This is a genomic window from Huijunlia imazamoxiresistens (assembly GCF_037132455.1).
GTDB classification, from domain to species: domain Bacteria; phylum Bacteroidota; class Bacteroidia; order Chitinophagales; family Chitinophagaceae; genus Flavisolibacter; species Flavisolibacter imazamoxiresistens.
Map to the genome: position 1 here is coordinate 293,809 of NZ_JBBBEI010000001.1, position 22,276 is coordinate 316,084.

General features: G+C 56.6%; 18 protein-coding genes. 13 read left to right on the forward strand and 5 right to left on the reverse strand.

Annotated features, from left to right (window positions below):
* Positions 1-337 precede the first annotated feature (337 nt).
* Positions 338-559 (reverse strand): hypothetical protein, encoded by a 222-nt coding sequence (locus V9K67_RS00855; RefSeq protein WP_336719397.1) that lies wholly within the window; start codon positions 557-559, stop codon positions 338-340.
* A gap of 179 nt (positions 560-738) precedes the next feature.
* Entirely contained in the window at positions 739-2,067 is a 1,329-nt protein-coding gene (locus V9K67_RS00860; RefSeq protein ID WP_336719398.1) for an erythromycin esterase family protein, read from the reverse strand.
* Positions 2,068-2,143: 76 nt separating this feature from the next.
* Between V9K67_RS00860 and V9K67_RS00865 the strand changes: the two genes are divergently transcribed.
* Both V9K67_RS00865 and V9K67_RS00870 read left to right on the forward strand, forming a co-directional pair.
* Entirely contained in the window at positions 2,144-3,991 is a 1,848-nt protein-coding gene (locus tag V9K67_RS00865) for an ABC transporter ATP-binding protein (protein WP_336719399.1), read from the forward strand.
* A 97-nt stretch (positions 3,992-4,088) separates the two neighbouring features.
* Entirely contained in the window at positions 4,089-4,490 is a 402-nt protein-coding gene (locus V9K67_RS00870; protein WP_336719400.1) for a DUF3276 family protein, read from the forward strand.
* A 315-nt stretch (positions 4,491-4,805) separates the two neighbouring features.
* Here V9K67_RS00870 and pgi read toward each other — a convergent pair whose 3' ends face one another.
* Both pgi and V9K67_RS00880 read right to left on the reverse strand, forming a co-directional pair.
* A complete protein-coding gene (gene pgi / locus V9K67_RS00875) occupies positions 4,806-6,461 on the reverse strand; it encodes a glucose-6-phosphate isomerase (protein WP_336719401.1) in 1,656 nt (551 codons plus the stop codon).
* A gap of 64 nt (positions 6,462-6,525) precedes the next feature.
* The gene (locus V9K67_RS00880) at positions 6,526-7,542 is read right to left on the reverse strand and encodes a threonine aldolase family protein (RefSeq protein WP_336719402.1); all 1,017 of its coding nucleotides are present in this window, start codon (positions 7,540-7,542) and stop codon (positions 6,526-6,528) included.
* A gap of 370 nt (positions 7,543-7,912) precedes the next feature.
* Here V9K67_RS00880 and V9K67_RS00885 point away from each other — a divergent pair, with 370 nt between their 5' ends.
* The 11 genes from V9K67_RS00885 to V9K67_RS00935 all read left to right on the forward strand — a co-directional run bounded on the left by V9K67_RS00885 (position 7,913) and on the right by V9K67_RS00935 (position 21,253).
* On the forward strand, positions 7,913-10,393 hold the full coding sequence (locus tag V9K67_RS00885; RefSeq protein ID WP_336719403.1) for a TonB-dependent receptor domain-containing protein: 2,481 nt from the start codon (positions 7,913-7,915) through the stop codon (positions 10,391-10,393).
* Positions 10,394-10,736: 343 nt separating this feature from the next.
* On the forward strand, positions 10,737-11,228 hold the full coding sequence (locus V9K67_RS00890; RefSeq protein WP_336719405.1) for a YajQ family cyclic di-GMP-binding protein: 492 nt from the start codon (positions 10,737-10,739) through the stop codon (positions 11,226-11,228).
* Between the two features lie 95 nt (positions 11,229-11,323).
* Complete coding sequence (locus V9K67_RS00895) at positions 11,324-11,572, forward strand: type B 50S ribosomal protein L31 (RefSeq protein WP_336719407.1); 249 nt, start codon at positions 11,324-11,326, stop codon at positions 11,570-11,572.
* A 170-nt stretch (positions 11,573-11,742) separates the two neighbouring features.
* Positions 11,743-12,921 (forward strand): putative sugar nucleotidyl transferase, encoded by a 1,179-nt coding sequence (locus V9K67_RS00900; RefSeq protein WP_336719408.1) that lies wholly within the window; start codon positions 11,743-11,745, stop codon positions 12,919-12,921.
* A 7-nt stretch (positions 12,922-12,928) separates the two neighbouring features.
* The gene (gene tpiA / locus V9K67_RS00905) at positions 12,929-13,690 is read left to right on the forward strand and encodes a triose-phosphate isomerase (protein WP_336719409.1); all 762 of its coding nucleotides are present in this window, start codon (positions 12,929-12,931) and stop codon (positions 13,688-13,690) included.
* A gap of 85 nt (positions 13,691-13,775) precedes the next feature.
* Complete coding sequence (gene cysC / locus V9K67_RS00910) at positions 13,776-14,312, forward strand: adenylyl-sulfate kinase (protein ID WP_336719410.1); 537 nt, start codon at positions 13,776-13,778, stop codon at positions 14,310-14,312.
* Between the two features lie 15 nt (positions 14,313-14,327).
* Positions 14,328-15,671, forward strand: a complete 1,344-nt coding sequence (locus V9K67_RS00915) for an oligosaccharide flippase family protein (RefSeq protein ID WP_336719411.1) — start codon at positions 14,328-14,330, stop codon at positions 15,669-15,671.
* Positions 15,672-15,676: 5 nt separating this feature from the next.
* Positions 15,677-16,561 (forward strand): sulfotransferase family protein, encoded by an 885-nt coding sequence (locus V9K67_RS00920; RefSeq protein ID WP_336719412.1) that lies wholly within the window; start codon positions 15,677-15,679, stop codon positions 16,559-16,561.
* A gap of 9 nt (positions 16,562-16,570) precedes the next feature.
* Positions 16,571-17,773 (forward strand): glycosyltransferase, encoded by a 1,203-nt coding sequence (locus V9K67_RS00925; protein ID WP_336719414.1) that lies wholly within the window; start codon positions 16,571-16,573, stop codon positions 17,771-17,773.
* A 49-nt stretch (positions 17,774-17,822) separates the two neighbouring features.
* On the forward strand, positions 17,823-19,613 hold the full coding sequence (lepA, locus tag V9K67_RS00930; protein WP_336719415.1) for a translation elongation factor 4: 1,791 nt from the start codon (positions 17,823-17,825) through the stop codon (positions 19,611-19,613).
* 113 nt (positions 19,614-19,726) lie between these two features.
* Positions 19,727-21,253, forward strand: coding sequence for a sulfatase-like hydrolase/transferase (locus V9K67_RS00935; RefSeq protein ID WP_336719417.1), 1,527 nt, complete (start codon positions 19,727-19,729; stop codon positions 21,251-21,253).
* A gap of 10 nt (positions 21,254-21,263) precedes the next feature.
* Here V9K67_RS00935 and V9K67_RS00940 read toward each other — a convergent pair whose 3' ends face one another.
* Entirely contained in the window at positions 21,264-22,223 is a 960-nt protein-coding gene (locus V9K67_RS00940; protein WP_336719419.1) for a hypothetical protein, read from the reverse strand.
* Between the last annotated feature and the right edge of the window lie 53 nt (positions 22,224-22,276).

The following is a 22,276-nucleotide window of genomic DNA, read 5'->3' on the forward strand; positions in this document are numbered from 1 at the left end:
CCGGGCTCTTAATTTTGTGCTCACAAAGAACAACAACGCTCTTTACACTGTGGGGTGATGAAATTTTTGGCAGACATGCCCTCTTGTCTCGGGGGTGGGGACTACCGGATAAAAACAGCACTTGTGCTGCTGCTAACGGCCCCGTGGAGGTTCGACTCCTTCCCCTACAGCATTTTTAAACGGCCTTACAGGTTTTAAACTTGTAAGGCCGTTTTGTTTTAGGCCTATTTCGCCCCGCCAGGTCGGGACGAAATGGAAAAGGCCAACCTTGCGGTTAGCCTTCTCAATAAGGTAAGTACAAACAATCTTTAGAGATAACCGGTTTGGAAAGCCGGTCTTAAAGGGCTACTTCTTCCAGCATTCTTTTGTTCAGGCGGATGCGGCTGGCTTCCTGGGCGGCCTGGATGGGGTTAAAACGGGCGGCCGGTTCGGCTTGGCCATTGGCATGTTCCTGCAGCCGGGAGGAAGTGCTTTCCTTTTTCTGAAGATCCTGGATCAGGTTGGCCCGCAGGGTTTCTGTTTTTCCCTCCAGCAGGGTAGAGATTTCTTGAATGGTCATTTTTTACATTTGATTTAGCGGGTTCAAGTTAAGACGGATTTTTTTTATAAGAAGAAAAAAGATGAGGTAATCTTTAAATCCATGCTCCATCAGGGCTTTGCCCGGCGAAAAACGCCTTTTGTATAAAAAGCAGCAACCAGCTAACCCTCCACGCGTAAACCAGTAAACTTGTAAACTTCTTAAAACCCGAAGGGGTACGTATCCGGCATCACATGCGCATGCGGGGCCAGGTGCAGCGGGTGCAGCGCCCGGGTCTGGTCCAGGTAAATGAAGGCGTCGTAGCGCTGCGGCAGTACCGACGGTACGTAGTTCCCGTAACGCTCGTATTGCGGCCGGTAGACTACACCAATGGCACGGTGGCCGATGCGGTGCTCATTGAAGGGCGTATCGCGGAAGGCATCCATCAGCAGCAGCTTGTTCTTCGCCCCGGCCTCGTGCAACAGGTATTCCCACGAACTTTCGCGGGCAGGAGGCACGTCCACTTCCTTCATCGGCGCGCCCCAGCTGCCGCCGGCGATCACGCTGCCCTCGTACGAGCCGAAGCCCACCAGGAAGACTTCGTCTTCTTTGAATTTCGTACGTACCAGCTCCCCGATGTTGTACATGCCGTCGTCCATCATGTCGGTGGCGCGGGAATCGCCGATATGGGTGTTGTGCTCCCAGATGATGGCCTTCGAGTTGGGACCGTGCAGGTCCAGCAGCCGCTCCAGGGTTTCTTCCATGTGGCTGTCGCGGACGTTCCAGCTGTGGGGACCGCCCTTCATCATGGCGCGGTAGTACTTTTCGGCGTTTACGGCGATGAGGGCGTTCTGCTCGGCGCTGAACACGTGCTCCTGGTCCGGGTCGTATTCCGGCAGCTTGGCCTGTACTTCCTGCAGCAGCGCCAGCACTTCGTCCTGGCAGAGGTCGGGCACCAGCTGGGTGGCATAAGCATAGGAGGTGCCGTCGTCGGTCTTGTAGGGTTCAAAGCAACGCAGGGCTTCCTGGGCCTTGCCGTGGGCCTCGGGATCCTTTTGCTCCAGGTAGCCCAGGATTGCGTCCAGCGAGTCCCACAGGCTGTACACGTCGAGGCCGTAAAAGCCCGCCTTGCGGTTGCGGGGCAGGTCCAGGTTGTATTCGTACAGCCATTCGGCCAGGGCCACGATCTCCCAGTTGGCCCACATCCAGGTAGGCCAGCGGTCGAAGGACTGCAGCACTTCTTTGGCGCTGCGGGCGCCCGCTTCCTGCTTGATGTACTGGTTCACCTTGTAGCAGTCCGGCCAGTCGCCCTCCACCGCAATGAAGTTAAAATCCTTTTCACGGAGCAGCCGTTTGGTGAGGTGGCTTCTCCAGGTATAGTATTCGTGGGTGCCGTGCGAGGCTTCGCCCAGCATGACGATGCGGGCATTGCCGATCTTTTCCAGCAGCGGGTCCAGGTCCTTCATGGTGTTCAGCTCCAGCGACCGCTCCCGGATCAGCCGAAGGGCTTCTTTTTCCTCGATACCGGTGAATAGTTTCTTTATCAGCATACCTACCTGTCCACAAACTCCAAACCATAAAAAGCTAAGTCCGAAGTACTTATTTCTTCGTGCTTATATTTGGTTCTTGAAACATTTAAAAGCACTCAACAAATACTTTTGGAAGTACCGGTCCCGCTTTGGCATCGGGATCTTTTTTGTGGCGATCTCCAACTATTTTAACGTGCTGGCCCCCCAGCTGACCGGTTATGTGATCGATTACGTGCAGCGGGCCCTGCAATTGCCCGGCTACCGCCCCCGCGTCCATACGGCTTCGTATGATGTGCTGGTGCGGGCCTTTATCCATAAGGTGGAAAGCGCCGGCTATTCGCTGGGCGGGGTAGTGGCGCTCTGCGGCATGACCATCCTGGGCCTGGCGCTGCTGCGCGGCTTTTTCATGTTCCTGATGCGGCAGACCCTCATCGTCATGAGCCGCCTCATCGAATACGATCAGAAAAACGAGGTGTTTGCCCACTACCAGCAGCTCGATACGTCCTTTTACAAGACCCACAGTACCGGCGACCTTATGAGCCGTATGGCGGAGGACGTCAGCCGGGTGCGTATGTTTACCGGCCCGGCGGTGATGTACCTCACCAACCTGGTTACCCTCATCTCGCTCAGCCTGGTGTTCATGTTCCGCCGCGATGCCGAGCTGACGCTGTACGTGCTGCTGCCGCTGCCCATCCTGGCGGCCACCATCTATTTCGTCAACACCATCATCCACAAAAAAAGCGAGGCGCTGCAGGCTACCCTGGCGTCATTGACCACCAATGCCCAGCAATCCTATGCCGGCATCCGGGTGATCAAGTCCTTTGCCCAGGAAGACGCCATGCTGGAGTTTTTCGACCGCAACAGCGAGCAGTACAAGAAGGACGCCACCGGCCTGGCAAAGATCGAAGCCCTGTATTTCCCTTCCATGACCCTGTTTATCGGCCTGAGCACGCTTTTGACCATCATGATCGGCGGGCTGTACTATATCCGCGGGCAGCACAACGTGGGCCTTGATACCATCGTGGAGTTCGTCATTTACATCAACATGCTCACCTTCCCCGTCAGCGCTATCGGCTGGACGGCCAGCATGATCCAGCGGGCCTCGGCCTCGCAAAAGCGCCTGAACGAATTCCTGCTGACCGAACCGCTGATCCGCAACCACCCCCAGGCCCTGTTGCCGGCCCTGTCCGGGGACATCCGGTTCCGCAACGTGAATTTCATCTACCCCCATACCGGCATCCACGCCCTGAAGGATTTTTCCCTGACCATCCGGAAAGGAGAGAAGGTGGCCGTCACCGGCCGCACCGGCAGCGGCAAAAGCACCCTGGCCCAGCTGCTCCTGCGGATGTACGACGTCACCTCGGGCGAGATCCTGCTGGGGGACACCGACATCAGGCAGGTGGACCTGCACGCCCTGCGCCGGCAAATCAGCTATGTGCCCCAGGACGGCTTCCTGTTCAGCGATACGGTGGAAAGCAACATCGCCTTCGGCGCTCCCGAAGGGGGGCCTGCGGCGGTGCGCCGGGCGGCCCGTCTGGCCGTGGTGGACAAGGAGATCGAGGGCTTTCCCCAGAAATACGAGACGGTGGTCGGCGAGCGGGGCGTGACCCTGAGCGGCGGCCAGAAGCAACGGGCATCCATTGCCCGGGCCCTGATGAAGGAGGCGCCCATCGTGATCCTCGACGACGCCCTGAGCGCCGTGGACGCCAAGACCGAAAAGCAGATCCTGGACAACCTGCAGGAGCACCTGGCCGACAAGACCGCCTTCGTGATCACCCACCGCATCTTCAGCCTCTTTGCCTTCGACAAAATCCTGGTGCTGGACCACGGGCGGATCGCCGAAGAAGGTACCCATTCGGAGCTGCTTTCAAGGGGTGGTATTTATGCAGATATGTATGCACGCCAATTGCAAGATGACCCGGATGCGAAAAATTTCCCCAAATAAGAATAAAAATTCCCCAAATTTGGCTGTTGAGAAAACATAGTTATATTTGTAACAATTAGGGAAACCAAAACTTTTTTTAACTGTAAAAACAAATACTGTGGCGTACGAAAACAATGACAAGAAAATGGAAAGCATTTACAGCAAACGTATACGGGCTGGTAAACGCAGGACTTACTTTTTCGATGTAAGGGCAACACGGGGAAATGACTACTATCTGACAATTACCGAAAGCCGCAAGCGCTTTAACGACAACGGATACGACCGTCACAAGATTTTCCTGTACAAAGAAGACTTCAATAAATTCATCAAGGCCCTGAACGAGGCTGTGGATTATGTAAAGACCCAGCTGATGCCTGACTTCGATTTTGATGCCTACAACCACGAAGAAGTGTACGAAGGCGAAGGTGAAGTGGATGAAGTGGTTGAAATTGAAACGCCCGCCAAAACCACCGCAACTCCTTCCTCCGCTGCCGCCACCGACGAAGTAGACAAATGGTAATCCCGCTCTAAGGTTTGCTCTATCAGGTGCTGCGCAGCCTGACCCTGCCTCCTTAGGTTGCCTGCCCCAACCGTACCCTGTACGGCGGACGTCTCATCGTCCTTTAAAGTATTCAACCCTCCATGTTCCGGAGGGTTTCGTTGTGCATAGGGGCGCCCGTTCAATGTTCCACCTTTGGTTTCCCGCTGGGCAGCGAACGGGCACCCCGACCATAATGACCGCCTGACTACCGGCTATGCCGGTCCGAAAAAAAAATGGGCGTATCCGATCCCTGAAGAGGTCGGATACGCCCATTCTATTTTCAAGGCTTACGGGTTATCCGTTGCGCCACTGCTTATAGGCATTGATCAGGCCGTTGGTCGAAGCGTCATGCGAGCTGACGGGTTCGTCGCCTTTCAGTTCCGGCAGGATCTTGTTGGCCAGCTGCTTGCCCAATTCCACGCCCCACTGGTCGAAGCTGAAAATGTTCCAGAGCACGCCCTGTACAAAGATCTTGTGCTCGTAGCAGGCAATGAGCTCGCCCAGCGAGAACGGGGTGATCTTTTTTACCAGGATGGAGTTGGTGGGCTTGTTGCCTTCGAAGATCTTGTAGGGCGTTAACCGGGCGATCTCTTCCACGCTCTTGCCCTGGCTGATAAACTCCTGCTCCACTTCCTCCTCGCTTTTGCCGTTCATCAGTGCTTCGGTCTGTGCAAAGAAGTTGGACAGCAGCTTGGGGTGGTGGTCGCTTATGGGGTTATGGCTTTGCGCCGGTGCGATGAAGTCGCAGGGGATCATCGGCGTGCCCTGGTGAATGAGCTGGTAGAAGGCGTGCTGGCCGTTGGTGCCCGGCTCGCCCCAGATAATGGGACCGGTGGCATAGCTCACGGGTTCGCCGTTGCGGTCCACGCTCTTGCCGTTGCTTTCCATGTTGCCCTGCTGGAAGTAAGCCGCAAAGCGGTGCAGGTACTGGTCGTAGGGAAGGATGGCTTCGCTTTGCGCGCCGAAGAAATTGACGTACCACAGGCCGATCAGCGCCAGCAGTACCGGGATGTTCTGGTCGAACTCGGTGTTCTTCAGGTGCTGGTCCATGGCAAAGGCGCCTTTCAGCAGTTCCTCGAAATTGTTGTAGCCGATGGTCAGGGCGATGGACAGGCCGATGGCGCTCCATAAAGAATAGCGGCCGCCTACCCAATCCCAGAATTCAAACATGTTCTCCTTGTCGATGCCGAAGGCCGTCACCGCTTTTTCGTTGGTGGACAGGGCCACGAAGTGCTTGGCCACATGCGCCTGGTCCTTGGCGGTTTTCAAAAACCAGTCACGGGCCGACAGGGCGTTGGTCATGGTTTCCTGGGTGGTAAAGGTCTTGGAAGCTACCAGGAACAGGGTTTCTTCGGGGTCTACCTTTTTGAGGGTTTCGGCAATGTGGGTGCCGTCCACGTTCGATACGAAATACGACTGGATGCCTTCCACCCAGTACGGCTTGAGGGCTTCGGTCACCATAAAGGGGCCCAGGTCGCTGCCGCCGATGCCGATGTTGACGATCGAGCGGATCTTTTTGCCGGTATAGCCGGTCCAGTCGCCGTTGTGCACTTTCTGGCAAAAGGCCTTCATCTGTCCCTGTACGCGGCGCACGTCGTCCATCACGTTCTTACCGGCCGAATAAATGGGTTCGTCCGAAAAATTGCGCAGGGCTACGTGCAGCACGGAGCGGTGTTCGGTTTCGTTGATGAAGTCGCCGTCGAACAGGGCGTTGATGCCGTCTTTCAGCTTGCATTCATTGGCCAGGGCGATCAACTTTTCCAGGGTTTCGTCGGTCAGGATATTTTTCGAAAGGTCGAAAATGATGTCGTTGAACGGGAAGCTGAATTTTTTGTAGCGGTCGCCATCCTGCTGAAACAATTCCTTCAAATTTGTTTGCTTCAGCGCTTCGGCATGCTGTGCCAGCGAAGACCAGGCAGCAGTAGCAGTCGGGTTAATGTGAGGAAACATGAACTTCTGATTTTTATTGAGGTTACTGATATACGTTAGATAAGAGCTGGTTATCGGTTATTGCTTACAGTGCCCGGATCACTTCCAGGGTCCGCTGCACCATCTCCTCCGTGACGTCGAGGTGCAGCACGAGGCGCACCTGGTGGGCGGAAATGGCCAGGGCCAGGATGTCCTGTTCCTTCAGTGCCGCCACCAGCGCGGCGGGCGTGTAACGGCCCCGGACACTGAAAATAAGGATGTTCGTTTCTACGGGAAGGATTTCTTCGATAAAATCTTTTTGCCGCAGCGCTTCGGCGATGAGGCGGGCATGGTGGTGGTCCACCTCCAGCAGCGAGATGTGGTGCTTCAGGGCATAGAGGCCCGCGGCGGCCAGGTAGCCCGCCTGGCGCATGCCGCCGCCCAGCACCTTGCGGATGCGGCGGGCTTTTTTGATAAAGGGAGCCGTGCCGATCAGCACGCTGCCGGCCGGGCTGCCCAGGCCTTTGCTCAGGCAAATGGATATACTGTCAAACAGCTTTCCGTAATCGGCCGCCTCCTGGCGTTTGGCCACCAGGGCATTGAACAGGCGGGCGCCATCGAGGTGCAGCGACAGCTTGTTTTCCGTACAGACGGCCCGGATCTTTTGAAGCTCCTCCAGCTCGTAGCAGGTGCCGCCTCCGCGGTTGGCGGTATTTTCCAGGCTGACCAGCCGCGATACCGGCTTGTGCACGTCGTCGGCATTCACCCCTTCGGCTACCTGCGCCGCGGTGATCCGCCCATGGTTGCCGCTGATCAGCTTTACCGAGGCGCCGCTGTTGACGGCGATGCCGCCGCCTTCGTACTGGTATATATGGGAGGTGACGTCGCAGATCACTTCGTCGCCGGGCTGGGTGTGGCAGCGGATAGCCACCTGGTTGGTCATGGTGCCCGAGGGGCAAAAGAGGGCCGCCTCCATGCCGAAGATGCCGGCCGCCACCTGCTCGAGGCGGTTGACGGAAGGATCTTCTCCAAACACATCGTCGCCTACGGGTGCCCGGAACATCGCTTCACGCATGCCTTCCGTGGGGCGGGTGACCGTATCGGAACGAAAATCAATCAGCATCGGCTAAATTTTCGCCTAAGATAACTGTTTCGAAGTTTACGAGTTTACGGGTTTACGAGTTTACGAGTTGGGGGGAAAGTTCCTGGGTTGCGGAGTTAGTTCTTACGTTCCTGAGTTCCTGAGTTGGGCGTATCCGGGCTACCCGTTTCTTTTTGCCGTTTATCCGGTTGGCCTTGCCTTCCCTGAAAATTGCCTGTGATTAATAAAATAATGAACGTTTCTTCCCGCCTAATTCCCAATTAACCAATCCCCAATTCCCCCGCCGCCGTTTATCCTAATTTCAGGCCTCTTGTAAAAACCATGTACTATGTAAAGCAAAGTACCTATCTTTGGCTTGTAATAAACGAACACAAGTACTAAACATTAGGTTATGAGAAAATTTTTTCCTCTCTTCCTTTCCATGATATTCTTAGTCGTAACGGCCGGGGCGCAGGGACCCGCCGGCAGCGGGAAAATCGGGGGCACCGTAGTGGACGGCGACCGCAAGACCGTGCAGGCCGCCACCGTGGCGCTGGTGCGCCGGTCCGATTCTTCCGCGATAAAGTTTACCGCCGCCTCGGCGGACGGCCGCTACCTCTTTGAGGGGGTGCCCGCCGGCCATTACCGGGTGAAAGTGTCGGCCGCCGGCCATGCCACCGCCTATTCGGAGGTGGTGTCGGTAGGAGGGGATACCGCCCTCATCCGCCTCAAAACCATCCACCTGGCGCCCGAGGCCAAGGCGCTGGCCGGCGTGACCGTAACGGCGGCAAGGCCCTTTATTGAACAAAAGATTGACCGCACGGTGGTCAACGTGGACGCTTCGCCCTCCAATGCCGGGGCCACCGCCCTGGAAGTGCTGGAAAAATCGCCCGGCATCACGGTGGACAGGGACGGCAACATCAGCCTGAAAGGCAAGCAGGGCGTGCTGGTGATGATCGACGGCCGCCCGACCTACCTGAGCGCCGCCGAACTGGCCAACTACCTCAAAAGCCTGCCCGCCTCGGCCCTCGAGCAGGTGGAGATCATGACCAACCCCTCGTCCCGCTACGATGCGGCCGGCAATTCGGGCATCATCAACATCCGCACGAAGAAGAACAAGCAAAAAGGCATGAACGGCAGCGTGACGGTCAACTATGGCCAGGGACGTTTTTGGAAATCGAACAACAGCGCCAACCTGAACTACCGCACCGGCAAGTTCAACCTCTTTGCCAACGGCAGCGCCAACCAGTGGAACGGCTTCCAGCGCCTGGAGATCCACCGCAGCTTCAAAAAACCCTCGGGCGAGCCCTCGGCCATCTTCGACCAGGTGTCGCACATGCGCAATTCCAGCCGCAACTACAACCTGAAACTGGGCGCCGACTATTTTTTGGATAAAAAGACCACCCTGGGCCTGGTGGCCAACGGCTTTGCCATGACGGGTGACTTTTCCTCCTTGAGTTCCAGCACGCTGATGAACGGGGCCAAGCAGGTGGATTCCATCGTGGAGGCCCAGAGCCGCAACCACAACGACTGGAAGAACGGCAGCCTGAACCTGAACCTGCGCCACCAGTTCGACACGGCGGGCCGCGAACTGAGCGCCGACCTGGACTATATCGGCTACCGTACGGGCCTGGCGCAAACCTTTGCCAACAGCTCCTTTGATCCTTCGCGGGTGAAAAAGGGCGGCCAGGAGCTGCGCGGCGACCTGCCGGTGAACATCAACATCTACACCGCCAAAACCGACTACGTCCACCCGCTGGGCAAGGAAGCCAAACTGGAAGCCGGCCTGAAAACCAGCTTTGTGAAAACCGCCAATGCCGCCGACTATTTCCAGCGGAACGGGCAGGCAGAAACACCGGATTACACCAAGACCAACCACTTCGATTATACCGAGAACATCAACGCCGCCTATGTGAACCTCAGACGGCAGTACAAAAAAATCGGCCTGCAGGGCGGCCTGCGCTATGAGCAAACGGACTACACCGGCAGGCAATCGGGCAATCCCACGGCCCCGGATTCCTCCTTCCGCAGGAGCTATGGCAACCTGTTCCCCACGGTCTATATCAGCTACAACGCGGCCAAGCATCACCAGTTCGCCACTTCCTACGGCCGCCGCATCGACCGCCCGGCCTACCAGGACCTGAACCCCTTCCTGTTCTTCCTGGACAACTACACCTACCAGCAGGGCAACCCCTTCCTGAAGCCGATGTACTCGCACAACGTGGAGCTGGCCCATACCTTCAAAAGCTTCCTGACCACCACCCTGAACTTCAACACCGCCAAGGACATGGTGACGGAAACCTTCGAGCAGGGAAAAAGCAGCATGAGCAACGGCCAGTATACCACCATCATCAAAAGGGGCAATATCGGCCGGCGTACCGGCGGCGGCCTCTCGATCAGCGCCCAGGTGCCGGTGCGGAAGTGGTGGACGGCCATCGTGTACACCAACGCCAACTACAATGCCTTTACCGGCCGCATCAACGGCGGCGAGCTGATCGATGTGCAGGCGGCCAACCTGATGGCCAACATCAACAACCAGTTCAAATGGGGTAAGGGATGGGCGGCCGAACTCAGCGGCTTTTACCGCAGCCGGGGCGTGGAAGGACAGATCCGCATCGAGCCCCTGGGCCAGCTGTCTACCGGCCTCAGCAAGACCGTGCTGAAAGGCGCCGGCACCGTGAAGCTGAACGTCCGCGACCTGCTGTACACCCAGTACCCGCACGGCTCTATCAGCTTCCAGCAAACCGACGCCCGCTTTTCCAACCGCCACGACAGCCGGGTCGCCACGGTTTCCTTCTCCTACCGCTTTGGCAAACCCATCAAAGGCCTGCCCCAGCGCAAAGCCTCCGGCGGCGCCGGCGATGAGCAGAGCCGGGTGCGGGTGGGGAATTAGCAATAGGCAAACAGCCAGGGTCGTTCACCAGACCTGCCTTTTCAGGGATAGGCAAGCAGCCCGGAAGTAACTTTCCGGGCTTTTTTATGAAGGGCGGACAGCCTTTGGCAGAGAAAAAATCAGCCTTCGTAGTCTTTTTTGAAGGGTTCGGCAGGAGGGGACCGGCGGGATGCAGCAAATATCCCATCTTTACTTCCTGATCAGCTACGATACCTGAACTTTTTACATATTTTTATTTTCTCATGTGAACTACGGCCCCTTTGTCCAGAGGGGCTTTTTCCTTTCTTTAACAAAAAATCGTAAATCTGCACTTTCAATTCTAAAATTCAAAACCAGGATTACTATGCCTTCATTTGACATCGTGAGCAAAGTAGATATGCAATTCATGGAGAACGCGATCAACGTAACGAAAAAGGAAATTACCAACCGGTTTGATTTTAAAGATTCGCCTGTAGGCATTGAGCTGAACAAGAAGGATTCGAAGATCGACCTGGAGGCGGCCGACGACATGAAAGTGCGGCAGGTGATTGACATGCTCCTCAGCCGGGCCATGAAGCAGGGCATCGACCCCGCCGCCCTCGACCTGTCGAAGGAACCCTATCAGAGCGGCAAAGTGGTGAAGCAGGAAGTGCCCGTGCGCAACGGCCTGAAGCAGGAGGACGCCAAAAAGATCGTCAAGCTGATCAAAGAGTCCGGACTAAAGGTGCAGGCCCAGATCATGGACGACCTGGTTCGGGTGACCGCCAAAAAAATCGACGACCTGCAGGCCGTGATCCAGCTCTGCAAAACCTCCAGCCTGGAGTTCCCCATGCAGTACCTCAATATGCGTAGCTAAATTTTAACAGGAAAAGCATTTGGTGGAAATAGTTTTATACCCTAATTTTGCCGCTCCAAATTAGGCGAAACGTCTCTTTTATAAAAAGAATTATCATGAAACAAGGTCTTCATCCCCAAAATTACCGGTTTGTAGTGTTTAAAGATATGAGTAACGGCGACAGTTTTCTGAGCCGTTCCACTACTGCTTCCAAAGAAACAATCAAATGGGAAGACGGTAACGAATATCCCGTGGTAAAACTGGAAATTTCCAATACCTCGCACCCGTTCTTTACCGGTAAAAACGTACTGGTTGACACTGCCGGCCGTATCGACAAGTTCAAAAAGAAATACGCGAAAAAGTAATTATTTTCTCCCGTTTTCAACAGTATTGACTATATTATCCCGCCATTCGGCGGGATTTTTTTTTGCTCCGTACCTTCGCTTCCGCTAACCTGATGTCGAACCCCCAATGACTAATGACTAATGACCAATGTCCCAAGACCATTGACTTTTGACCTTTCATGATGCACGCTATGGAAAAGATTGTATTTACCGAAGAGTTTTGCCAGCCGGAAAGCCTGTTCCCCTTTACCCTCACCCGGCAGGTGCAGGATATCCGCGTCGGCATCCTCACCATCCGCGAAAAATGGGAAACAGCCCTGGAGCTGCCTTCTTTTGACAAGTTCGAGGACGACTACAAGGACCTCGACAAAGCCATTGTACTGGAAGAGGAGATCGGCGAGGACGTCGTTTACCTCATCCACGGCAACATCCTGCCCACCCCCAAGCTCGTAAAGCAGGTGCGCAAGCTCAAACACGGCGACTTTATTTCCGTTCCGCAGCGGGAAAGCGTCGTGTACTGCATCTCCAAAAAGGAGGTGCTTAACGAGCACCGCATCAAGGTGGGCAAGCCCGTGGAGGTGGAAGAGGAGCTGAAAGAGATCCAGTGCCCCTGGCACATTTTCGAAATGAACGGCTGGGCCATCGAGCAGGACTTCGGCCTGCTGACCCGCAAGCGCAAATCGCACGGCCTGTCCGGCACCAACAAAGTGATCAACGAAGACCACATCTTCGTGGAAAAGGGCGCCCAGGTGGAACACTGCTTTCTCAACGCCTCCGACGGCCCCATCTACATCGGGAAAAATGCCGTGGTGATGGAGGGCAGCATGCTCCGCGGACCCGTCGCCATCTGCGAGGGCGCCGTGGTGAAAATGGGCGCCCGCCTCTATGGCGCCACCACCATCGGTCCGAAGTGCGTGGTGGGCGGCGAGATCAAGAACTGCGTGTTCTTCGGTCGCTCCAACAAGGCGCACGACGGCTACCTCGGCGACTCGGTCATCGGCGAATGGTGCAACATGGGCGCCGGCACCTCCAATTCCAATATTAAGAACAATGCGTCGCCGGTACAGGTATGGACGCCCCGCGGCGCCATCAACGTGGGCCAGAAATGCGGCGTGTTCATGGGCGACTACACCCGCACCGCCATCAATACCGCCATCAACACGGGCACGGTCATGGGCGTCTGCAGCAATGTTTTCGGCAACGGGCTCACGCCCAAGTATATCCCGCACTTCTCCTGGGGCTGCGAAGGCATCGAGCGCTACGAATTCGACAAGGCCCTGTCGGATATCAGCAACTGGAAGTCGCTCAAAAAAGAAGCGGTGACCGAAAATGAGCGAATAATCCTGAAGCATATCTTTGACCATTATTAATTCCATCATGAGAAAACAAATAGCTGCGGCCAACTGGAAAATGAACCTGACCCTTCAGCAGGCCGAGAAATTATTAGACGACGTATTAGCCGCCGGCGGCGAGCTGGCGCCCGGCCAGCAAGTGGTGTTTGCCGTTCCTTTCCCCTACCTGATCGCCGCCAGCGAAAAGGTGGCCAATAAGCCCGGTTACTTTATTTCCGCCCAGAACTGCTACGACAAGAAGAGCGGTGCTTATACCGGCGAAGTATCGGCCGAAATGCTGCAGTCCATCGGCATCCAGTACGTGGTGCTGGGACACAGCGAGCGCCGCGAATATTTTAGCGAGTCGAACCAGCAACTGGCAGACAAGGTGAACATCGCCCTGCAGTACGGCCTTACCCCCATCTTCTGCTGCGGTGAAGCCCTGTCGGTTCGTGAAAAAGAAGAACAAAACGGTTACGTGCAAGTGCAGCTCGAAGAGTCGCTGTTCCACCTGAGCCCCGAGGACCTGAAAAAGGTCGTGATCGCTTACGAACCCATCTGGGCTATCGGTACCGGAAAAACCGCTTCCACCCAGCAGGCCCAGGACATGCACCACCACCTGCGCTCCGTGATCGCCGGCAAGTACGGTCCGGAAGTGGCCGACCAGGTATCGATCCTCTACGGCGGCAGCGTGAAGGCGGCCAATGCCCCCGAGATCTTCGGCAGCCCCGACGTGGACGGCGGACTGGTAGGCGGCGCTTCGCTGACCCCCGAGTTCGTGCAGATCATCCAGGCACTGAAAAAATAATCGTGTATCGTGTCCCCTGCGGGATCACCGGAAACCATCCGCGGCGGCTGCTGCGGGTGGTTTTCCTTATAAGGAGAAGTACAAAATGATCATTCAGTTTTGCGGTCTTTCGGGTAGCGGGAAAACCACGCTGGCGCAACAGGCAAAGGAATATTTCCAAAAAAGGGGCATGGCCGTGGAAGTGATCGATGGCGACGAATACCGGAAACAGCTTTGTTCCGACCTGGGATTCGGCATGGCCGACCGGATGACCAATATCCGGCGCCTGGCCTTCGTGGCCGGCAAGCTGGCCCAGTACGGGGTGCTGCCCATTATCTGCGCCATCAACCCCTACGAGGAGGTGCGCCAGGAAGTGGCCCATAAGTATCCCGGGGTCAAAACGGTTTATATCAAATGCAGCCTCGAGGAGTTGATCCGCAGGGATACCAAAGGACTGTATGCCAAGGCCCTGTTGCCGCAGCACCATGCCGACCGGATCCATAACCTGTCCGGGATCAACGACCCCTTCGAGATCCCTTCGCATCCCGACCTGGTGATTGCAACGGATAAGGAAACCCTGGAAGTATCGCTGGGCAAGCTGGTCGGCTTTATCGAGCGGCACCGGCATCCGCAGACCGTATAAAACAGGAACCTTATTTTGACCCGGTTTGTTCAAAAGATAATGGCTGCCGCCGCTTCCCTGAAGGCGGAAGGCGGGTTGTCGGGATATGTAGCGAAGAACTCGGTGCGGCTGTTTCTCCTGCAATGCTTTTCCCTGCTCCTGGGCATGTTGCTCAATTACGTTTTCCTGAAGGTCGTCGACCTGGAGGTTTATGGCACCTACGTCTTTGTGTTTAATTTACTGAACCTGCTGGCGACCATTTCCCTGCTGGGCGTAGACTCCCTGCTGGTGAAGGTCATCCCGGTGTTGTATGCCGAAAGGGCCTTTCCCCGGCTAAAGGGCGTGCTCTGTTTTTCACTCGCTTTAGTGGTGGGAGGAGCGCTGGTGACGGCGCTTTTTTCCACGAGGGTCGCCTTTTTATTCGGCGATGTGCGGGGCGCCGTGCCGGTCAACTGGTGGCTGCTGGCGACGCTGGCGCTGGTGACGCTTTCAGGGGCGGCCGTGGTGCGCTCCTGCCTGCAGGGGGTGAAAAAAGTCCTGGCGAGCCAGGTAGCCGAAACCCTGATCCGGCCGCTGCTGCTGCTGGGCGTTGTCGGCTTCCTGTGGCGCGTGGGCGGGCACATTTCCCTGGAGCAACTGTTATGGTTAAACGTAGCGGTAGGCGGTACCGGGCTGTTGATCAGTGGGCTGCTGCTGCACCGCAGCGTGACCCCCGACCTGCGCGGGCGCACACCCGAATATGCCGTCCGGCCCTGGCTGTACACGTCCATGGGCTTTTATGCCCTCAGCCTGCTGCATGTGCTGAGTGCACGGGTGGACATCTTTTTACTGGGCCAGCTCAAAGGCAATGCCGAGGTAGGCGTGTACAACATTGCCCAGCGCCTCAGCGACCTGATCAGTTTTGTGCTGACGGTCGTCAACTTTGTCACCTCCCCGCTCATCGCCCGCCTGTATGCCGAAGGGAACATTTTGCAGCTGCAGAAGCTGGTCACCCGTTCCGCCCAGGCCGTGCTGGCCGCCAGCCTGCCCCTGGTGCTGGTGATGGTGGCCCTGCGCAAGCAGCTGCTGCTGTTTTTCGGGGTGGACCTGCTGCAGGGCCGGGAAGCCCTGCTGATCCTGTGCCTGGGGCAGGCGGTGAACGTGGTCTGCGGTTCGGTGGGGTTGCTGCTGATGCAATCGGGCCACCAGAAGTGGTGCATCGTCAGCCTGGTGGCGGCGCTGGCCGTCAACCTCGCCCTGAATTTTTTACTGACGCCCCGCCACGGCATCGTCGGCACGGCGGTGGCTTCCGCCGCCAGCCTGGCGGTGTGGAACCTGCTGATGTATTATTTTGTACGGAAAAAATTAAAACTTCGCACCACCGCCTTCGGGGTGGTTTAGCAAACATGAACGAGCCGAACTTTTTTATTGTGGGCGCCCCCAAATGCGGCACCACCGCCCTGAACGACTACCTGGCCCGGCACCCGGAGGTATTCATGGCCGAAAAGGAAATGCACCATTTTGGCCGGGACCTGAAGATGAAGGACCGGATCTCCCTGCCGGATTATTTAGCGCATTTCCGGGAAGCCGCTAACCGGAAGATCCGGGGCGAGGCCTCGGTCTGGTACCTGTTTTCCGAAACCGCGGCCGCGGAGATCCAACAGTTTGCCCCGGATGCCAAAATCGTGATCATGCTCCGCAACCCCGTGCAGGTCATCCATTCCCTCCATAGCCAGCACCTGTACGACGGCAACGAGGATGTGTTCGACTTCGAAACGGCGGTCAGCCTGGACGAAGCCCGCAAAAGAGGGGAGCGGCTGCCGGACAGCGTGGATTATTTCGAGCTGCCGCCCTACCGGGATTCCGTTTTGTTTTACCGCCAGGTAAAACGCTACCTGGACGTCTTTCCCCCCGACCAGGTGAAGGTCGTTTTGTACGATGATTTCCGGTCGCACACCCCCGAAACGGTGGCGGAGGTATTCCGGTTCCTGGGTTTGGAGCCTATAGACATTTCCTACAAGGTGATCAATGCCAACAAGCAGGTGCGGCGGCCCTGGCTGCACCGCCTGCTGAAACGGCCGCCGGGGCGGCTGCAACAGCTGGTACGGCTGCTGCTGCCGTTCCGGCCCCTGCGGCACTGGATCATGTCGCAGCTCTTTCAACAAAACATCAGCATTCAGAAAAGAGGCGAAATGCCCCCGGCGCTCAAGCGCCAGTTGCAGCAATACCTGGCTGCAGATATCACCGCCTTAAGCCAATTGATCCGCCGCGACCTGTCGGCCTGGTTGTAACCTATACGTATGCATTCCAAAAACGTTTCCCCGGAGCATGGGGCTCCTTATATTCTGTGGTTGCCCTCCTGGTACCCCAACGAGCGGGAGCCCTTCAACGGCGACTTTATCCAGCGGCACGCCCGGGCCACGGCCCTCCACTTCCCGGTAACGGTCATCCATATTACGCAGTTCGGCGAGTGGGTGCCCTTTAACGAATCAAAAGTGGTGGTGCACCGGCAGGGGCAGCTGCAGGAAGTGACCGTTTACTTCCGGTTCAGGCCCCTGGGCATCGGCCTGCTCGACAAGCTGCGGTATAACCTGGAATACTACCGGGTGGCCCGGCGGTTCCTGGCAACCTACTTCCAAAAAAATGGCCTGCCCCAACGCGTACACGTGCACGTGCCCGTGAAGGCGGGCAACCTGGCGCGCTGGATCCAAAGGAAATTCGGCCTGGGCTATGTCCTTTCCGAACATGCGTCCACCTACCTCCCCGAGGCCCCGGACAACTTTTTTAAGCGCCACTTTTGGTACCGCAGGCAGGTGCGGCAGATTTTTCAGCAGGCGGCTGCGGTGATCAATGTGTCCGCCACCATCGGCAACGTTCTTAGGGATCTTTTCCGGTTAAAAGAAGTCAGGACCATCCACAACGTGGTCGATACGGATCATTTCCGGTATTCGGGGCGGAAGGCCGGGATTTTTACCTTTATCCATGTCTCCACCCTGTCCGAACAAAAGAACATCGAAGGCATGCTCCGGGCCTTCGAAGCCCTGCAGGCGATCCGGACCGACTGGCGGTTGCAGATCGTGGGCCCGCCCAATGCCGAAGTGGAGCGGCTGGTGGCAGCGGGCTCCTTCGGCGGCCGCGTGGTCTTAACAGGGGAGGTGCCGTATACCGGGGTGGCGGAGCAGATGAAGCGGGCCCATGCGCTGGTGCTGTTCAGCCGGCACGAGAATTTTCCCTGCGTGGTGGTGGAGGCCCTGTGCTGCGGCCTGCCGGTGATCGCTTCGGACGTGGCCGGCATCAAAGAGGCCGTCAATGGGTCCAACGGGCTGCTGGTGCCCCCGGGGGACGGCCAAAAACTGCTGGAAGCGCTGCTCCATATGCGGGAACGTTATCCGCAATACCATACAGAGGCCATAGCGGCAAAAGCCTCCGCGGCCTATAATTACCCCGCCATTGGGGGACAAATATTTAACGTCTACCAAATTCATCCGGGTGGCCGTTCGTAGCATTTACTTGCTACCTTTGCCTGTTCACAATCGAAGCATTTTCCTTTACATGAAAAATATCCGGAATTTTTGCATTATTGCCCATATCGACCACGGTAAAAGTACCCTGGCGGACCGCCTGCTGCAGACGACCAATACCATCAGCGAACGTGAAATGATGGACCAGGTGCTGGACGATATGGACCTGGAACGGGAAAAAGGCATTACCATCAAGAGTCACGCCATCCAGATCAACTACAAATACAAGGGCGAGACCTATACCCTGAACCTCATTGACACTCCCGGTCACGTGGACTTCAGCTACGAGGTAAGCCGGGCCCTGGCCGCCTGCGAAGGCGCCCTGCTGCTGGTGGATGCCGCCCAGGGCATCCAGGCGCAAACCATCTCGAACCTGTACCTGGCCATCGACAACGACCTGGAGATCATCCCCGTCATCAACAAGATCGACATGGAAGGCGCCATGATCGAAGAAGTGAAGGACCAGATCATCGAGCTCATCGGCTGTAAGCCCGAGGATATCCTGCTGGCCTCCGGCCGTGCCGGCATCGGCATCGACGAGATCCTGCAGGCTATAGTTGAGCGCATCCCGGCGCCCAAGGGCAGCCCCGAGGCCCCGCTGCAGGCCCTGATCTTCGACTCGGTCTTCAACTCGTTCCGCGGCATCATCGTCTACTTCCGGATCCTCAACGGCACCCTGAGGGCCGGCGACAAGGTACAATTCGTATCCACCGGCCAGGAGTACGAGGCTTCCGAGATCGGCATCCTCCGGCTCAAACCCGAACCCCGCAAGGAAGTACAGACCGGCGACGTGGGCTACCTCATCACCGGTATCAAAAACGCCAAGGAAGTAAAAGTGGGGGATACCATCACCCTGGCGGCCAACCCCACCCCCGAAGCGATCAAGGGTTTTGAAGAGGTGAAACCGATGGTATTCGCCGGCATCTTCCCGGTTAATACCGACGAGTTTGAAGAACTCCGCGACTGCATGGAAAAGCTGCAGCTCAACGACGCCTCCCTCACCTTCGAGCTGGAAACCTCCCAGGCCCTGGGCTTTGGCTTCCGTTGCGGCTTTTTGGGACTGCTGCACATGGAGATCATCCAGGAGCGCCTCGAGCGGGAATTCAACCAGACCGTGATCACCACGGTTCCGAACGTAAGCTTCGTAGCCTACACCACCAAGGGTGACAAGGTAGTGGTGAACAACCCGGCCGAAATGCCCGATACGGTAAAAATCGACCGCATCGAAGAGCCCTTCATCAAGGCCCAGATCATTTCCAAGCCCGAATACACCGGCAACATCATGACGCTTTGCCTCGGCAAGCGCGGTATCCTCATCAACCAGAGCTACCTGACGCAGACCCGCGTGGAGCTTATTTTCGAGATGCCCCTGACCGAGATCGTATTCGACTTCTATGATAAGCTGAAAAGCCAGACCCGCGGCTATGCCTCCTTCGACTACCATCCCATCGGCTACCGCGAGGCGGACATCGTAAAAATGGACATTCTCCTGAACAGCGACAAGGTGGACGCCCTCAGCGCCCTGATTCACCGCAGCCGCGCCCAGGATTTTGGCCGCAAGCTGTGCGAAAAGCTGAAAGAGCTGCTGCCCCGCCAGCAGTTCCAGATCGCCATCCAGGCCGCCGTCGGCGCCAAGGTGCTGGCCCGCGAGAACATCTCGGCCATGCGCAAGGACGTAACCGCCAAGTGTTATGGTGGTGACATCAGCCGGAAGCGTAAGCTGCTGGAAAAGCAAAAGGAAGGGAAGAAGCGCATGCGCCAGATCGGTAACGTAGAAGTACCCCAGGAAGCCTTCCTGGCCGTATTGAAACTCGAAGATTAAGGCGACCCGCATCGCCCCGAATAATATATATAAGCAATCCTGGAAGTGTTTTTCGATAAGAAGAGCGCCTCCGGGATTGTTGCTTCAACGACCCACCTGTTTTTCGGCCTGCTATGAACACCCCTCGCCCTGCACTCAAATACCTGGTTCCCCTTTTCCTGTTGCCCTTGTTTTTTCTCCTGCACGGGGTCAATGAGAACTTCGGGCTGATCCCGCCGGCTGCCGGCGGGTGGCTGCTGGGTAAATATTTCCTGCTGGCCGCCTCCCTGCTGGGCGCCTCCCTGCTGCTGTTCCGCAACCTGCAGAAGGCGGCCCTGTTTACGTTCTTTGGCCAATGTATCTACTTTTTCTTCGGGGCGGTCCACGACCACCTCAAAGAAGCTGTTCCCGGTTCCCTGTTTTCCTCCTACAGCTTCCTGCTGCCCGCCTCGGCCCTCTGCCTGCTGGCGGTATGGGTTTACCTGTTCCAATCAAAGGCGCACGGTTCCCGGTTGATCCGTTTTCTTACGTTGCTCCTCGGGCTCTTTTGTGGTTGGGAAGCGGGGCTGCTGGCCTACCAGGCCGCCACCGGCAAGGACCAGGCAAACAATTTGATGGGCCGTACCTCCCTGCCGCCCCTGCACCCCCTGCCGAACCGGCATACCTCCAAACCGGATATTTATTTTATCGTCCTGGACGAGTATACCAGCTCGGCCTGCCTCCGCCAGGAATTTAATTTTGACAACAGCGGCCTGGACAGCCTGTTGCGGGCCAACCGGTTCTTTATTTCCGCCGCTTCCCGGAGCAATTACAACGTGACGCCCTTCTCGCTGGCGTCCACCCTCGGCCTGCATTATTTACGGCCCGGCCTGGAGCGGCAGCAAGTGTCGCACCGGGAGTTTTTGCAGGCGATCGCCACGCTGAAAAATGCCTGGCTGCCCCAATTTTTAAAACAGCAGGGGTACGCCATCAAGAACTACGGCTGCTTTGACCTGGAGGGTACACCCTCCGAAACCCTCCCTTATTTTTACGGCAAGGACCGGGAGCAGATCGACAACCAGACCCTGGCCTCCCGCATCGACCGCGACATCTGGTGGAATTTTTCGACCCGCAATATTTTTACCGGTGCGTTCCAGGTGCCCCATTATTACAAAAAGCAGAAGCAATACCACCTGTTCCGCAATAAATTCAATTTTGAATCGGTGGTTCAGGAAGTGAAAGCCGAAAGCAGCCAGCCCAAATTCGTCTATACCCATTTAATGCTGCCGCATGAACCCTTTTACCTGGATGCTGCCGGCAGGGAGGTTCCCGATAAGGCGGTGATCCTTCAGGACCAGGATACAAAAGAAGCCTACCTGAAACAGGTGATCTTTACCAACCGCCTGCTGCAGCAGCTGGTACCCCTGGTACCGAAGCACGCGCAGCGCGAACGGGTGGTGATCATCCAGGGCGATCATGGCTACCGCTTTTTCTCCGGTAAGGACGCGAAGCAGAAGGAGTTCATGAACCTGAACGCCTATTATTTTTCCGACGGCGATTACTCGATGCTGTACGAGGGCATCAGCCCGGCGAATACCTTCCGGGTGGTTTTGAACAAGTATTTTCAGCAGTCCCTGCCTTTGCTGAAAGACAGCAGCACCAGTATTATTTTTAAGGAGTAGGGGCGACCAACTATTTCCTGGGCTTATTGCCCGAGCCTTTCGGAGGTTGTTGGGTTTCCTCTTCCATCGTGAAGGGGAAGGGCTGTTGCTTTCTCGGCTGGGGAACCGGCGCCTGTCCATCCTCGAGTTTTTGGTGAAACACTTTTTCGATGTGCACCCATTTGCCGTTCTTCCACTGGAAACCTTCATAGTCGCCGTCGGGAACGAAGGTGTGCGGCTTGTCCGGCTCATTCGATTCGGAGATCAGGTGGTCGAACAGGATCATGTTCAGCTCGGGGTCGTAGTTGACCGTAGTGCTGGCTTCCTTGCTGTATTCGATATAATGCCTTGCCTTGGTGGGTTTGCGGGTGGTGTCCTGCTCAAAGGAAAAGGTACCCCCGAAAACGGGCAGGTTGCGGCTGTCGAAGGTCAGCACGTCGATCCATTTCCGGGTGCTGCGGACGCTGTAGTTATCGATGCCGAACAGGGTGTAGTAGTTTTTGCCGTTGTACTGGGTTTTGATGATGTTGTAGTAAACCGCCCCGATCCAGTTGTCCTTGCTCCGCAGTGAATCCAGGGGCGCGGCGGTGAATTCCGAAAAGTCGCGGAGAGCCACCAGCTTCAGCGAGCCGTCGGGCGTTTTGTATTGAATGGCCCCGCGCTGGCGGTTGTACAGCTCGTCGAGGGCCACCGACCAGGTAAACAGGCGGAAGCTGCTGTCCGGGGCATAGAGGCGCGAGATGCCTTTGACGCTGTCAAAAGGATAATAAAAGGAATGCTTCACCTGCAGGCCGCGGACCAGGGTGCGGACGAACAGGCTGTCGGACCGCATGCGGTCGCCGGACTCTTCCTTGACGATCAGGTTTTTCGCCAGCGCCTTCAGCGTGTCCTCGCGACGCTGCAATAATTTCAGGTCGGCCGGAGCGATCTTCTGGGCGCCTGCGGCTGCAAATAAAAAAACCGTAAAGAGGATCAGAAAGAATTTTTTCACCGTCAGGAAGATTTTGTTCTGCTGCTAAGAACGGCAAAAAAGGACAAATGTTT

Coding starts and splice junctions, on each gene's coding strand:
- lepA (WP_336719415.1), top strand. CDS start 17,823: ATGAAAAATATCCGGAATTTTTGCATTATTGCCCATATCGACCACGGT.
- V9K67_RS00855 (WP_336719397.1), bottom strand. CDS start 559: ATGACCATTCAAGAAATCTCTACCCTGCTGGAGGGAAAAACAGAAACC.
- V9K67_RS00890 (WP_336719405.1), top strand. CDS start 10,737: ATGCCTTCATTTGACATCGTGAGCAAAGTAGATATGCAATTCATGGAG.
- pgi (WP_336719401.1), bottom strand. CDS start 6,461: ATGTTTCCTCACATTAACCCGACTGCTACTGCTGCCTGGTCTTCGCTG.
- V9K67_RS00900 (WP_336719408.1), top strand. CDS start 11,743: ATGGAAAAGATTGTATTTACCGAAGAGTTTTGCCAGCCGGAAAGCCTG.
- cysC (WP_336719410.1), top strand. CDS start 13,776: ATGATCATTCAGTTTTGCGGTCTTTCGGGTAGCGGGAAAACCACGCTG.
- V9K67_RS00880 (WP_336719402.1), bottom strand. CDS start 7,542: ATGCTGATTGATTTTCGTTCCGATACGGTCACCCGCCCCACGGAAGGC.
- V9K67_RS00885 (WP_336719403.1), top strand. CDS start 7,913: ATGAGAAAATTTTTTCCTCTCTTCCTTTCCATGATATTCTTAGTCGTA.
- V9K67_RS00925 (WP_336719414.1), top strand. CDS start 16,571: ATGCATTCCAAAAACGTTTCCCCGGAGCATGGGGCTCCTTATATTCTG.
- V9K67_RS00920 (WP_336719412.1), top strand. CDS start 15,677: ATGAACGAGCCGAACTTTTTTATTGTGGGCGCCCCCAAATGCGGCACC.
- V9K67_RS00935 (WP_336719417.1), top strand. CDS start 19,727: ATGAACACCCCTCGCCCTGCACTCAAATACCTGGTTCCCCTTTTCCTG.
- tpiA (WP_336719409.1), top strand. CDS start 12,929: ATGAGAAAACAAATAGCTGCGGCCAACTGGAAAATGAACCTGACCCTT.
- V9K67_RS00860 (WP_336719398.1), bottom strand. CDS start 2,067: ATGCTGATAAAGAAACTATTCACCGGTATCGAGGAAAAAGAAGCCCTT.
- V9K67_RS00895 (WP_336719407.1), top strand. CDS start 11,324: ATGAAACAAGGTCTTCATCCCCAAAATTACCGGTTTGTAGTGTTTAAA.